11 protein-coding genes are annotated in these 12,685 nt (G+C 59.0%); 7 read left to right on the top strand and 4 right to left on the bottom strand.

All coding sequences use genetic code 11. The annotated features are described in order from the left end of the window. The first annotated feature begins 130 nt into the window (after positions 1 to 130). The 5 genes from ACONT6_RS02745 to ACONT6_RS02725 all read left to right on the top strand — a co-directional run bounded on the left by ACONT6_RS02745 (position 131) and on the right by ACONT6_RS02725 (position 4,005). On the top strand, positions 131 to 424 hold the full coding sequence (locus tag ACONT6_RS02745) for an antibiotic biosynthesis monooxygenase family protein (RefSeq protein WP_181254123.1): 294 nt from the start codon (positions 131 to 133) through the stop codon (positions 422 to 424). A 203-nt stretch (positions 425 to 627) separates the two neighbouring features. After that, positions 628 to 1,314, top strand: a complete 687-nt coding sequence (gene trmH, locus ACONT6_RS02740; RefSeq protein ID WP_428820310.1) for a tRNA (guanosine(18)-2'-O)-methyltransferase TrmH — start codon at positions 628 to 630, stop codon at positions 1,312 to 1,314. 145 nt (positions 1,315 to 1,459) lie between these two features. Continuing rightward, the gene (locus ACONT6_RS02735; RefSeq protein WP_428820309.1) at positions 1,460 to 2,188 is read left to right on the top strand and encodes a dienelactone hydrolase family protein; all 729 of its coding nucleotides are present in this window, start codon (positions 1,460 to 1,462) and stop codon (positions 2,186 to 2,188) included. Between the two features lie 97 nt (positions 2,189 to 2,285). Further along, the gene (locus tag ACONT6_RS02730; protein WP_428820308.1) at positions 2,286 to 3,230 is read left to right on the top strand and encodes an ABC transporter ATP-binding protein; all 945 of its coding nucleotides are present in this window, start codon (positions 2,286 to 2,288) and stop codon (positions 3,228 to 3,230) included. Positions 3,231 to 3,243: 13 nt separating this feature from the next. Then, positions 3,244 to 4,005: an ABC transporter permease gene (locus tag ACONT6_RS02725; protein WP_428820307.1), complete on the top strand. Its 762-nt coding sequence runs from the start codon at positions 3,244 to 3,246 to the stop codon at positions 4,003 to 4,005. A gap of 115 nt (positions 4,006 to 4,120) precedes the next feature. Here the strand turns inward: ACONT6_RS02725 and ACONT6_RS02720 are convergent, their stop codons facing one another. After that, positions 4,121 to 4,774, bottom strand: coding sequence for a TetR/AcrR family transcriptional regulator (locus ACONT6_RS02720; RefSeq protein ID WP_428820306.1), 654 nt, complete (start codon positions 4,772 to 4,774; stop codon positions 4,121 to 4,123). Between the two features lie 256 nt (positions 4,775 to 5,030). Here ACONT6_RS02720 and ACONT6_RS02715 point away from each other — a divergent pair, with 256 nt between their 5' ends. After that, complete coding sequence (locus ACONT6_RS02715; protein ID WP_428820305.1) at positions 5,031 to 6,176, top strand: efflux RND transporter periplasmic adaptor subunit; 1,146 nt, start codon at positions 5,031 to 5,033, stop codon at positions 6,174 to 6,176. Between the two features lie 88 nt (positions 6,177 to 6,264). Continuing rightward, positions 6,265 to 9,372: an efflux RND transporter permease subunit gene (locus ACONT6_RS02710; protein ID WP_428820304.1), complete on the top strand. Its 3,108-nt coding sequence runs from the start codon at positions 6,265 to 6,267 to the stop codon at positions 9,370 to 9,372. 67 nt (positions 9,373 to 9,439) lie between these two features. On the opposite strand, the gene ACONT6_RS02705 is transcribed toward ACONT6_RS02710, so the two are convergent. The 3 genes from ACONT6_RS02705 to ACONT6_RS02695 are packed head-to-tail and all read right to left on the bottom strand — an operon-like array spanning position 9,440 to position 12,624. Continuing rightward, a complete protein-coding gene (locus tag ACONT6_RS02705) occupies positions 9,440 to 10,351 on the bottom strand; it encodes an MBL fold metallo-hydrolase (protein WP_428820303.1) in 912 nt (303 codons plus the stop codon). 13 nt (positions 10,352 to 10,364) lie between these two features. Beyond that, complete coding sequence (locus ACONT6_RS02700; RefSeq protein WP_428820302.1) at positions 10,365 to 11,177, bottom strand: glycerophosphodiester phosphodiesterase; 813 nt, start codon at positions 11,175 to 11,177, stop codon at positions 10,365 to 10,367. A 22-nt stretch (positions 11,178 to 11,199) separates the two neighbouring features. Further along, positions 11,200 to 12,624: a hypothetical protein gene (locus ACONT6_RS02695; protein ID WP_428820301.1), complete on the bottom strand. Its 1,425-nt coding sequence runs from the start codon at positions 12,622 to 12,624 to the stop codon at positions 11,200 to 11,202. Between the last annotated feature and the right edge of the window lie 61 nt (positions 12,625 to 12,685).

The raw sequence follows: 12,685 nt of genomic DNA, 5'->3' as shown, positions 1-12,685 counted from the left end.
GGTATTCAGGACCGCTGCAAGTACATCCATGTACGCTGCGTCGGCGACGTCCCTGTCGCCGACGCTCCTGAATACCTGTACCCGGCGCTTTGCCTTCGCGTTTACGCTCATACTTTTATAAGGAAATAATGTGATACTTGAGGTTGCAATATTGGACGTTAAATCCGGCCAGAATGGGGAGTTTGAACGTGCATTTAAAAAGGCTCAATGCATCATTTCTTCAGTGCCGGGTTATATCAACCACCAACTGCAAAAGTGCCTTGAAAAAGAAGACCGCTACATCCTTTTGGTGAACTGGCAAAAACTGGAAGATCACACCGAAGGATTCCGAAAGTCCCCCGAGTACCAAGACTGGAAAGCCCTCCTCCACCACTTCTACGATCCATTCCCCGAAGTAGAACACTACTCACTCGTCGAGCTGTAAGGACTTCGATGCGAAGGCGCCGATACCGGGTAGACTTTTGCGGGACCGTCTGCGGCCAGGACGGCCGCAGCCGAGCCCCCAGGGATGGGTATACGGCGTGGTCTACCCGGTAGCGGCGCCGCCACCAAACTAGTCAGATAGGGGCCACAATACCTCAGTGCTATAATCCGCGGTCAGATCAGAAGCCCTAAGATAGAAGTACCATGAGCCGCAGCCGCTACGAGAAATTCAAACAGGTGCTCCGTCAGCGCCAGCACGACATGACCCTGCTTACCGACCAGGTGCACAAAGGCCAGAACATCTCCGCCATGCTGCGCACGGCCGATGCCGTCGGCATCCCCGAAATCCACATGGTACAACCCAGCTACGGCCACCGGATTTACCACAACACCGCCGGTGGCAGCGGCCGCTTTACCGGCAACTCCGTTTACCCCGATATCGAATCCGGCATGGCCGAACTCAAAAGCCGCGGCATGCACCTGTACGCCGCCCATTGGTCCGACCGCGCCATCGACTTCCGCCAGGCCGACTACACCAAGCCCTTCGCGCTCATCATGGGAGCCGAAAAACACGGCCTAAGCGACTACGCCGCAGAGCACGCCGACGATCACGTTACCATCCCGATTATCGGCATGGTCGAAAGCTACAACGTCAGCGTCGCCGCCGCGATCATTCTGCAGGAGGCCATGTATCAGCGACAGAAAGCCGGGATGTATGACGACAAGTTACTCGATGAAGAGGGTCCGGCGATCAAAGAAATCCTGTTCCGCTGGATGCACCCGAAAATGGTGCGGTACTGCGAACAGCATGGCTTGCCATTTCCAGAGCTGGATGAGGATGGGGATATCATCCCACCGAAAGACCCCAAGTACCGCCAGCCAAATACGTAAGGCTCACTTACTCTTCAACCGGTAATAACTCTGTTGCGGAGGCAAAGCCCCGGGTAGCGCGACTACCAGCGCCGTTGCTTTGCCACTCCCCCCGCACTAATCTGTGCACACCAAATTCGAACGCCCTTTCTCCAAGGAGGACTCAGTGCACACCGAAGAAATCCAATACACCGTCGATGGCGAATCTTTCACCGGCTACCTGGCCTACGACGAAACCATCGAAGGCAAACGTCCCGCCATCCTTCTGGTTCATGAATGGTGGGGACTCAACGACTTTACCCGCGAGGAAGCCGAGCGCCTCGCCGCGGAAGGCTTTACCGCCTTCGCCCTCGACATGTACGGCACCGGCGTCGGCGCCGACAACCCCGGCGATGCCGCCGACCTCATGAACAAAACCCTCGAAACCGAAGGCGCGCCCCTCAAACGCTTCCAGGCTGCCCTCGACCTGATCAACAATCACGAAACCGTAGAAGCCGGTGAAGTTGCCGCCCAGGGCTACTGCTTCGGCGGCGCCGTGGCGCTCACCATGGCGCGTCTCGGGCTGCCGCTCAAAGGCGTCGTCAGCTTCCACGGTGCACTGGAAACCGAGGTTAAAATCAAACCCGGCGACGTCCAGGCACAGATACAGGTCTACACCGGGGGGGACGACGATATGATCCCCGCAGAGCAGGTCGCCAACTTCGTTCAGGAAATGCAGAGCGCCGGCGTACGCTTCGATGTGATCAGCTACCCGGGTGCCAAGCACGGCTTCACCAACCCCGCTGCAACCGGTCGCGGTGAAAAATTTGGTATCCCCCTCGCCTATAACGAAGACGCTGCCAACGACGCCTATGAGGGCGCTGTCGCCTTCTACAACAAGATTTTCGACTTCTAAACCTTTCAGGCTAGCCGCTTCTCACGGTATCCGGTGGCGCCGGCCACCGCCTTCGGGGCAAAATAGCCGGCGCCAGCGAATTCCATAAGGGGGAAGCGTGCAACCAATCATTTCCGTACAGAACGTCGGCAAGACTTATGCCGGCGGTTTTACCGCACTCAAATCCGTCGATCTCGAAATTAATCCCGGCGAAATTTTTGCCCTGCTCGGTCCCAATGGTGCCGGCAAAACCACCCTCATCAGTATCATCTGCGGCATCGTCAACCCGACCAGTGGCACTGTGCTGGCCGACGGCCACAATATCCAGCGGGATTTTCGCGCCGCGCGCAGCAAGATTGGCCTGGTGCCCCAGGAACTTTCCACGGATTCCTTCGAAAGCGTGTGGGCCACGGTCAACTTCAGCCGCGGCCTGTTTGGCAAGGCGCCGAACCCGGAATACATCGAGAAGATCCTGCGTCAGCTCTCCCTGTGGGATAAAAAAGACAGCCGCATCATGGCGCTCTCCGGCGGTATGAAACGCCGGGTGATGATCGCCAAAGCTCTGTCTCATGAACCCACCATCCTGTTCCTAGACGAACCCACTGCCGGGGTGGATGTGGAGCTGCGCCGGGACATGTGGGAGATGGTGCGCGGGCTGCGGGAATCTGGAGTGACCATCATCCTCACCACCCACTACATCGAAGAAGCCGAGGAAATGGCGGACCGGATCGGCGTGATCAATCACGGCCAGCTGGTACTGGTGGAAGAGAAAGACACCCTGATGCACAAGCTGGGTAAAAAGCAGCTGGCGGTTCAGTTACAGAACCCGCTGCAGACACTGCCCGCGGCACTGAACGAGTTTGACCTGGAAATTGCGGACGAAGGTAACCAGCTGATTTATACCTTCGACACCCAGCGCGAACACACCGGTATCGCTGAACTGCTGCGCCATCTCGACCAGCAGGGTATCGAATTCAAGGACCTGCACTCCAGTGAGAGTTCGCTGGAAGAAATTTTCGTCAACCTGGTGCACCAGAACCAGACCGAACAGCAGGCCGGATAAGAGGGAACAGAGTATGAATATTTACGGTATCCGCGCCATCTACAAATTCGAAATGGCCCGCACGGCTCGCACCCTGATGCAGAGTATCGCCTGGCCGGTGATTTCCACCTGCCTGTACTTTATTGTGTTCGGCACCGCCATTGGCAGCCGCCTGGGAGATATCGAGGGGGTCAGTTACGGAGCCTTTATCATTCCTGGGCTGATCATGCTGTCTCTGCTTTCGGAGAGTATTTCCAACGCATCGTTCGGTATTTTCTTCCCCAAGTTCAGCGGCACAATTTACGAGGTGCTGTCGGCACCGGTGTCGGCGTTTGAGATTGTCGCGGGCTACGTGGGCGCCGCGGCCACCAAGTCGGTCATCATCGGCCTGCTGATCCTGGTCACCGCACGTTTTTTTGTGGATTATGAAATTGCGCACCCGTTCTGGATGTTCGGCTTTCTGGTGCTGACGGCAATCACCTTCAGCATGTTCGGTTTTATCATTGGCGTGTGGGCAGATGACTTCCAGAAGCTGCAGATCATTCCGCTGATGGTCATCACACCGCTGACATTTCTCGGCGGCGCCTTCTATTCCATCAACATGCTGCCGGAATTCTGGCAGAAGGTGACCCTGTTCAACCCGGTGGTGTACCTGATCAGCGGTTTCCGCTGGGCCTTCTACGGGGTGGCCGATGTGAATGTGGGTATCAGCCTCGGCATGACAATTCTGTTTCTGTTGATCTGCATGGCGAGTATCTGGTGGATTTTCCGCACCGGTTACAAAATCCGCACCTGAGCAGGCAATCGGCAAGGTAATAACACGGTAAAAAAAGGCCCGTATGGTTACGCCATACGGGCCTTTTTATTGGCAACGAAACCATCACACTTCGCGATGAATCATCTTCTGTGCGTCATACACCATAGGCGCTGAAAAATACCTGTACCGCCTCCGCCACATGTTTGCAGTTTTCTTCTCTTCCCGGGGGCGCACAGCACCCGAGCATAATCTGAATATGCCGGCAGCCGCCCTGCAGCATGCCAAAAAACAGCTCCGCCGCATGATCCGGGTCCGGCACATTGAGCTGCTTGAGTTCATTGGCGCGCTGGAAAAAGCTGGCCATCGCATTCTGCGTACGCTGTGGCCCCGCATCGTAGAACAGCTTCGCCATATCGGGATCGTCGGCCCCCATTGCATTGATCAGGCGCATCAGGCGCAGCGAGTCTTCGCTGTAGATCATTTCCAGGAAGGCTTCACCGATCTTCTGCAGCATTTCCGCCGCGGAGCCATCCGCTTCCAGGGTGAACATTGGCAGCGGCATCAGGTTTTCGCACTTGGCTTCGATCGCCGCGATATACAGCGTCTCCTTGTCGGAGAAGTGGCTGTATACCGTCAGCTTGGAAACGCCGGCCTCACCGGCAACCGCATCCATGCTGGTACCCGCAAAGCCGTGGGTCAGAAACAGGGATTTGGCCGCGTCGAGAATCGCGCGGCGTTTGGCCGGGTCTTTGGGGCGCCCACGGCTTGCCGAGGATGTCGCGGGTGTAGGGATAGTCTGTTCGCTCATTGCTTTTGTCGTCGGGTCGCCCGTGCCGCCCTGGGAGGGCGCATACACAGTTTGCGTGGAAACACGCGCACGCGGCCACCGATTTAGTGGACTCGCCAGTTTAATATACTTACTATACTCACCAGTATAGCAATTCAGCTGCACCCGGTTCGATCGCCGGCGCAGAGACAACTGTACCAGTTTACCCCGGCTTCGACGCGACAAGCTGTCAGTTTCACGACACCGGGGCCCCTGAACCACATGGATCGAGGTAACCATGCCCAGCGCCTACCGCCCTCTCCCGCTTCCACTCCAGCGTCTGCTGAAAGTCGCACTGGCCGCCACCCTGGGGATCTCCCTGGCGGCCTGCGCACCCGCCGAGTCCGGTCAGGAGAAACCTCCCCGGCCGGCGATTGTCGTGCAACCCTCCCCCGCCGAGTCCCAGATCGCGGTCTATCCCGGCGAGGTGCACGCGCGCCACGAGCCAGCACTGGCATTCCGGGTCGGGGGCGAGGTTACCCGCCGCTTGGTACAGGTGGGCGACCGGGTAAAAAAGGACCAGCCGCTGGCGCAGCTGGATGCGGAAGATCTGTTACTGCAGCGTGACAGCGCCCGCGCGCGGCTCACCGCCGCCGAAGCGGAACACCGCAATGCACAGAGTGAACACACCCGCTACCGGGAGCTGCTGGCGCGCAAGCTGGTGGGCGAATCCCAGTTCGATGCGGTAAAGACCCGGCTGGATGCCAGCGCCGCACAGCTCAAGCAGGCCCGCACACAGCTGGAAGTTGCGGAAAACCAGGCCGCCTACGCGGTACTCAAGGCCCCCCGCAACGGCGTCATTGCCCGCCGCATGATCGAGGTCGGCCAGGTGGTCAATCCCGGGCAGACGGTATTTACCCTCGCCGCCGAGGGTGAGCGGGAAGTGCATATCGATCTGCCGGAGCAGGATATCTCCCGCTTCGCCGTGGGCCAGCCGGTGACCCTGGAGCTCTGGTCTCGCCCGGGCACGCCGTTTACCGGCAAGATTCGCGAACTCTCCCCCGCCGCCGATCCAACCCTGCGCACCTTCGAGGCGCGGGTCGCGTTCGACAGTGATGCGAGCAACGCCGAACCGGGCCAGAGCGCGCGGGTGTATGTACAGAAAAACTCGGCCAACAGCCTGCTCAGCGTGCCCATGTCCGCACTCACCGCTGACGGCGACGTCCCGCACCTGTGGAAGCTCGACCACGACACCTTCACCCTGGTCAAAAGCCCGGTGGTGGTGGCGAGTTACGGCAACGAAACGGCACAGATTCAATCCGGGCTGAGCCCCCGCGACTGGATTGTGGCCGCCGGCACCCAGTTGCTGCGCGAGGGCCAGCGCGTGCGCCCGGTGGATCGCAACAATCGCCCCATCGAGTTCGAAGTTGCGCGGCAGCCCTGATTCTCAACCGATTTATCGCCATCAGTAGCGGAGACTCCCGCTACCGACCACTCCCAGTACGGACTACAAAAGTACGGACCAAGACACCATGCGATTCAATCTATCTGAGTGGGCGCTGCAAAACCGCCCGCTGGTGCTCTACGCCATGCTGCTCATCAGCATTCTGGGCGCCGTTTCCTACACCCAGCTCGGCCAGAGCGAAGACCCGCCCTTCACCTTCAAGGTGATGGTGGTCAACACCCTGTGGCCCGGGGCCAGTGCCGAGGAGGTCTCGCGCCAGATCACCGAGCGCGTGGAAAAGAAACTGATGGAGACCGGGGACTACGAAAGAATCACTTCTTTCTCCCGTCCCGGTCAGTCCCAGGTGATGTTTGTCGCCCGCGACAGTATGCGCTCCAAGGATATTCCCGACCTCTGGTATCAGGTGCGCAAGAAAGTCGGCGATATCCGCCACACCCTGCCGCCGGATATTCAGGGGCCCTTCTTTAACGACGAATTCGGTACCACCTACGGCAATATCTACGCGCTTACCGGTAACGGTTTCGATTACGCGCTGATGAAAGACTATGCCGACCGCCTGCAACTGGCCCTGCAAAGGGTCGAGGATGTGGGCAAGGTGGAATTACTGGGCCTGCAGGACGAACGTATCTGGATCGAGATTTCCAATACCAAACTGGCCTCCCTGGGAATTCCCATGAGTGCGGTGCAGGCCGCACTGCAGGGCCAGAACAGCGTGGCCGACGCCGGCTTTGTGGAAGCCAGCAGTGACCGCGTACGGATTCGAGTAAGTGGCCAGTTCCGCACCGTGGAAGAGATCCGCGATTTCCCCATCCGCGCCGGTGAACGCACCCAGCGCCTGGACGATATTGCAGAAATTCATCGCGGCTTCAGCGATCCGCCCCAGCCGCGGGTACGGTTTATGGGCGAGGATGCCATCGGCATCGCGGTTTCCATGAAAAAGGGCGGCGATATTCTCGCTCTGGGAAAAAATCTGGATGCCACCTTCGCCGAGCTACAACAGGACCTCCCGGTGGGCCTTACCCTGAGCAAGGTTTCCGACCAGCCCGCAGCCGTGGAACAGGGGGTAGGTGAATTCCTCAAGGTACTCGCCGAGGCGCTGGTCATTGTGATGCTGGTGAGTTTCTTCTCCCTCGGTGTGCGTACCGGGCTGGTGGTGGCGCTGTCGATTCCGCTGGTGCTGGCCATGACTTTTGCACTGATGAATTACTTCGGTATCGGTCTGCACAAAATTTCCCTGGGCGCACTGGTGCTGGCCCTGGGATTGATGGTGGACGACGCCATCATTGCGGTGGAGATGATGGCCATCAAAATGGAGCAGGGCCTCAGCCGACTGAAAGCCGCTGGCTTCGCCTGGACCAGTACCGCCTTCCCGATGCTCACCGGCACCCTGATCACCGCGGCCGGCTTCCTGCCCATTGCCACGGCGCAGTCCGGCACCGGTGAATACACCCGCTCGATCTTCCAGGTCGTCACCCTCGCGCTGCTCGCGTCCTGGGTTGCCGCCGTGGTGTTTGTTCCCTATCTGGGTGCCCGTCTGTTGCCCGCACCAGCGGCGGCCGGGAGCGGCTCTGGAGAACACGCGGAGCACGATCCCTACGACAAGCCCTTTTATCGTCGCTTTCGCAAGGTGGTGGACTGGTGCCTGCGCTACCGCAAAACCGTACTCCTCGCCACGGTCGTGATTTTTGTCGGCGCCATCGCCCTGTTCCGTTTTGTACCGCAACAGTTCTTCCCCTCCTCTGCGCGGCTGGAACTGATGGTGGACCTGAAGCTCAATGAAGGGGCGTCGCTTACCGCTACCAGTGAACAGGTTGCGCGACTGGAGACCCTGCTCGCCCAACACCCGAAGGTAGAAAACTATGTTGCCTACGTGGGCACCGGCTCCCCGCGTTTTTACTTGCCCCTGGACCAGCAACTACCGGCGGCGAGCTTTGCCCAGTTTGTGGTGCTGACCCGTTCCGTGGAAGAGCGGGAGCAGGTGCGCAGCTGGCTGATCAGCACCCTGCACGAACAGTTTCCCAGTGTGCGCACCCGTATATCGCGCCTGGAAAACGGTCCTCCGGTGGGCTACCCGGTGCAATTCCGGGTATCCGGCGAGCATATTACCGAGGTGCGGGAAATTGCCCGCAACGTGGCAGAAAAAGTCCGCACCAATTCCGCGGTCGCCAATGTGCACCTGGACTGGGAGGAGCCCAGTAAGGTGGTCCGCCTGCATGTGGAGCAGGCCCGTGCGCGCGCGCTGGGTGTGAGCAGTACGGAGCTGTCGCGTGCGCTGGAGGGCTCCCTGTCCGGCACCACCGTGGGCCAGTTCCGCGAAGACAATGAGCTGATCGGGGTACAGGTGCGCGGCGGTGAACACGAACGTCACGCACTGCATCAGCTGGGTAACCTGGCTGTCCAGACCAGCAGTGCGCGCAGCGTCCCCCTCAACCAGGTGGCAACCCTGGAATACGGCTTTGAAGAAGGCGTCATCTGGCACCGCAACCGCCTGCCCACGGTCACCGTGCGCGCGGATATTTACGGCAAGCAGTTACCGGCCACGGTGGTCAACGATATCTGGCCACAGCTGGAGCAGATTCGTACCGAACTTCCGCCCGGCTATTTGCTGGAGATCGGCGGCAGTGTGGAGGAATCTGCACGGGGACAGCAATCGGTCAACGCGGGGATGCCGTTGTTCCTGCTGGTGGTATTTACCTTGTTGATGCTGCAGCTGCGACGCTTCTCTCTGGCCACCATGGTGTTCCTTACAGCACCGCTGGGTATTATCGGGGTCACCCTGTTCCTGCTGGTATTCAACAAACCGTTCGGGTTTGTGGCGATGCTCGGCACCATTGCCCTCGCCGGGATGATCATGCGCAACTCGGTGATTCTGGTGGACCAGATAGAACAGGATATTGCCCAGGGACGCTCCCAGTGGGATGCCATTGTGGAATCGACGGTACGCCGTTTCCGCCCCATTGTACTCACCGGACTGACTGCGGTGCTGGCAATGATCCCGCTTTCCCGCAGCGACTTCTTCGGTCCCATGGCCGTGGCCATCATGGGCGGGCTGATAGTGGCGACAGCGCTAACCCTGCTGTTCTTGCCCGCGCTTTACGCCGCCTGGTTCCGCGTACGCAAAGTGGATTCCGAATCCCCTGCGCAGATGCCGCGGGATACCATGCCGACGGCATAAACCGAAAAGGGCAAAGCACGAACGGTGCTTTGCCCTTTTTGTTTTCAGCGTTTTTTAATCGAGTCGATTACTGCTGCTGTTTCAGCGAGTCGAACACGATCCCGGTCCAGACATCCGGCTTCATAAAACCCTGCCCGTAGTGCTCATCAAACTCCCGGGTGGGCTTGGCCGCGATCACCTGCTCCCTGCTATTACCCGCGTCCACCAGTGTCTTGATCTTGCTGCGCAGACGCACCAGCAGGTCGTGGTATTGCTGCAGCCCTTTTTTATCACTCAGCGGGCCGTGTCCGGGAATGATCGTTGTCTGATCGTCGGCGATTTCAAGCACGCGACGGGCGTTTTCGATAACCCCATCGATACTGCCGCCCGCGGACAGGTCCACATAGGGATAGCTGCCGTTAAAGAAGGTATCCCCCATGTGAATCACATTGGCATTCTTGAACAGGATAATGGCATCGCCGTCGGTATGTGCCGGCCCCACGTGCTGCACGCGCACCTCGTCGCCATTCCAGTGAAAGGTGGTGACATCGGTAAAGGTAATCACTGGCAGTGCCGCCGCCGGCGAAGGCGGTGTGGTGCGGTTCCACAACTTGGTAAATTGCTCGGTGCTCATGCGCTTGCGCACATTTTCATGTGCGACAATTAGTGCCCCCGCCTTGCCCATGTTCTCGTTGCCACCGGTGTGATCCCCGTGCCAGTGCGTATTGACCACAAATCGCAGCGGCTTGTCGGTCAGTTCCGCGACCGTGGCGAGAATTTTTTCACTCAGGGGCGCGAATTGATCGTCTACCATAAAAGCGCCATCGTCGCCGGTAAACAATGCCATGTTGCCGCCGGCACCCGTCAGCATATACAGATTATCTGCCACAGGCTTTGGCTCTATTTCCACCTTGGAGAAATCCCGCTGCGCATGCGCCTGCATGGCGCTCGCGGCAAACAGCGCGACTGTCAGTACCTGTATCCATTTCTGCCTTTTCATATCTCCCCTCCGGTTACGACGATGTCTGGAAAAGTTTTAGAAGTCGATCGGGGCGGTCGGTGACAATGCCATCCAGCCCCAGTGCGATAAATTTTTTCATGGCTTCCGGTTCGTTCACGGTCCATACGGAAATATGCAGACCGCAGCGACGGGCCGCGCTCACGAACCGCCGGGTAAAAACCGGCAACCCGTAATAGCTGACCGGAAGCTGCATGGTCTGGAACGCGGGCTTGAGCAGTCTTTCCGCAAAAACACACTGCGCGACAAAAAACAGCAGAGCCTCCGGCAATGTCGCCCCGGTGGCCACTCTGGGGCAGAGACTGCGAAATGTGCGGATCACATTGCGATGGAACGAGGAGACGATCAAGCGTGCTTCACCGCCGGCCTTTTCAATGGCCCGCGCCAGCGACTGCGCCGCGCGCGGATCGTCATTCTTTAGTTCGATAACCATCGGGGTATCTGGAAATGCGGCAAACGCCTGATCGATGGTAACCAGTGGCTGTGGATCCTTGCGATAGGGGAACTGCTCGCCGTCCGGGCTCCAGTGGTAGGCAGCGTTGAGTGTTTCCAGCTCCTGCAGGGTTTTGTCTTTTACCTGGCCACTGCCATCTGTGGTGCGCTCCAGGGTGCCATCGTGCAGCAAAACCAGATGGCCGTCCTCTGTCAGGTTCAGGTCTATCTCCAGTGCATCCACCCCCAGGGCCAGCATCTTGTTCAGATACAGCAGGGTATTGCCGGGATAAAGTCCGCGCCCTCCCTCATCACCGTGGGCAATGACCAGGGGACGCGCACGGCACGGTTGTAACCAGTCATCGCTATTGCTCATGCAAGTCGGTTGCTCACTGGATTCACGATGCCTGTTGCTGCGGTTTTGCGGTCGGGTCCTTGGAGTCAGATGGAACCGTAACCGTCGCCTGCTGGCGCCAGCCTATAAAGCGTGCCTCGAGCCACAGCGGGCAGAAAATCACGATGTCATACACCCGCACCAGCATGGCCCCGGTGCGCAGAATCCCTGCGCCCGCAAGACGCAGGATGACCGCCAACAGGCGCAGGGTGAATGCCGAGACAATACCGATCACCGTGCGTGCAGACGCGATAAAACTTTCCAGGGGAATCGCTGCGAATACCAGTACAAACGGCAGCGCAAAACCCATCGCCATCTGTGCCGATGCGGTTATCCACAGGGGGCCAGCCTGAATACCTGCCGCCGTGGCGTCGCCAGCCGTGTCTCCCTGAATCAGGATCTCGCGCGTGAAGGCAAGCCCGCCCTCGACCAGCGCGAACACAAACAACAACGCGAATGCGCCCCACATCAAGCGCGACCGGGTTTTGTCATTGAGCGCACCAATCACCGGAAACAGGCGGGTGATCCGCAGGCACTCCATGACGAACAGGCCCAAAGCGATTTCTACCAGTATCAGCACCAACGCGGAGATATCCGCTACCGAATAGCCACCGATACTGCCGGACCCGCCGACGACTTCCGCCATCGGTCGGGCAATCAGGTGAAAATTGACCAGCACACCACCAGCGGCAATGGTGAGTACAAACAGCGAAATAAAAAACTGGACGAGGGAAGATGACGACAGCATCCGCACGGCGCGGTCACTCCCCTGCACGATTTCTTCGTAGCGCTCCATGTGGCCATCCACTACCTTGGCGCGCTGCTGCACACCGACCACGGTCTTGTTGACCTTGCCCAGGCTGTTTAGGATGGCCCGCCACGCCGGCATCATGCGCTTGAGCAATTGATGTCGCTCCCGCGCAGATTCCCGATAGGCTTCCCGCGCCTTGGATTCGGCCTTGCGCATGGAGACATGGATGGCTTCCAGTACATCCCCCACCACGGAGTCGCGATCCGCGGGGATCTCAGTCACCGCCTTGATCGCCTTGGCCCAGCTGGTGGGTTCCGGGGGCACTTCCGCACTGCGCACGTAATCTTCATCGATGGCGGCAAGCTGCTCGCAGAGCTTGCGGTGCAGTGCCGGGTACTGGGCCAGCTCTTTTTTCATTGCGCCTTCTATGCGATCGAACTCGCGCTCGATATGCCGCTCGCTAACCTCGCGACCTGCGGCAATCAATACCTCGCGATTGCGCAACTGCAAGCGCCCTTCTGCCGTCGATACCGCATTGGCTGCGAGGCGCAGGGAATGATGGAAAAAACGCGCCAGGGCCAATATCCCCAGATGGAAAGGTTTGCGAGCCAGAAACAGCGCGATCAGTGCGATGACAAACCACAACCACGCTGGCAGGCTGTGAAGAATTTCGGTCATGGTACAGCTTCCTCCCTTGCTGACAGGCAGCAACTGTTAACGTGTGTACAGACCCGACCTC

This window comes from Microbulbifer sp. MCCC 1A16149 (genome assembly GCF_050368945.1).
Classification (GTDB): Bacteria; Pseudomonadota; Gammaproteobacteria; order Pseudomonadales; family Cellvibrionaceae; genus Microbulbifer.
The sequence above is the reverse complement of the archived record's forward strand: the minus strand, read 5'-3'. Positions and strand labels throughout refer to the sequence as shown.

Bases quoted from the DNA above. Each gene is read 5' to 3' on its own strand.
- ACONT6_RS02700 (WP_428820302.1), bottom strand. From the start codon at position 11,177: ATGAGCAATAGCGATGACTGGTTACAACCGTGCCGTGCGCGTCCCCTG.
- ACONT6_RS02710 (WP_428820304.1), top strand. From the start codon at position 6,265: ATGCGATTCAATCTATCTGAGTGGGCGCTGCAAAACCGCCCGCTGGTG.
- trmH (WP_428820310.1), top strand. From the start codon at position 628: ATGAGCCGCAGCCGCTACGAGAAATTCAAACAGGTGCTCCGTCAGCGC.
- ACONT6_RS02705 (WP_428820303.1), bottom strand. From the start codon at position 10,351: ATGAAAAGGCAGAAATGGATACAGGTACTGACAGTCGCGCTGTTTGCC.
- ACONT6_RS02725 (WP_428820307.1), top strand. From the start codon at position 3,244: ATGAATATTTACGGTATCCGCGCCATCTACAAATTCGAAATGGCCCGC.
- ACONT6_RS02695 (WP_428820301.1), bottom strand. From the start codon at position 12,624: ATGACCGAAATTCTTCACAGCCTGCCAGCGTGGTTGTGGTTTGTCATC.
- ACONT6_RS02720 (WP_428820306.1), bottom strand. From the start codon at position 4,774: ATGAGCGAACAGACTATCCCTACACCCGCGACATCCTCGGCAAGCCGT.
- ACONT6_RS02715 (WP_428820305.1), top strand. From the start codon at position 5,031: ATGCCCAGCGCCTACCGCCCTCTCCCGCTTCCACTCCAGCGTCTGCTG.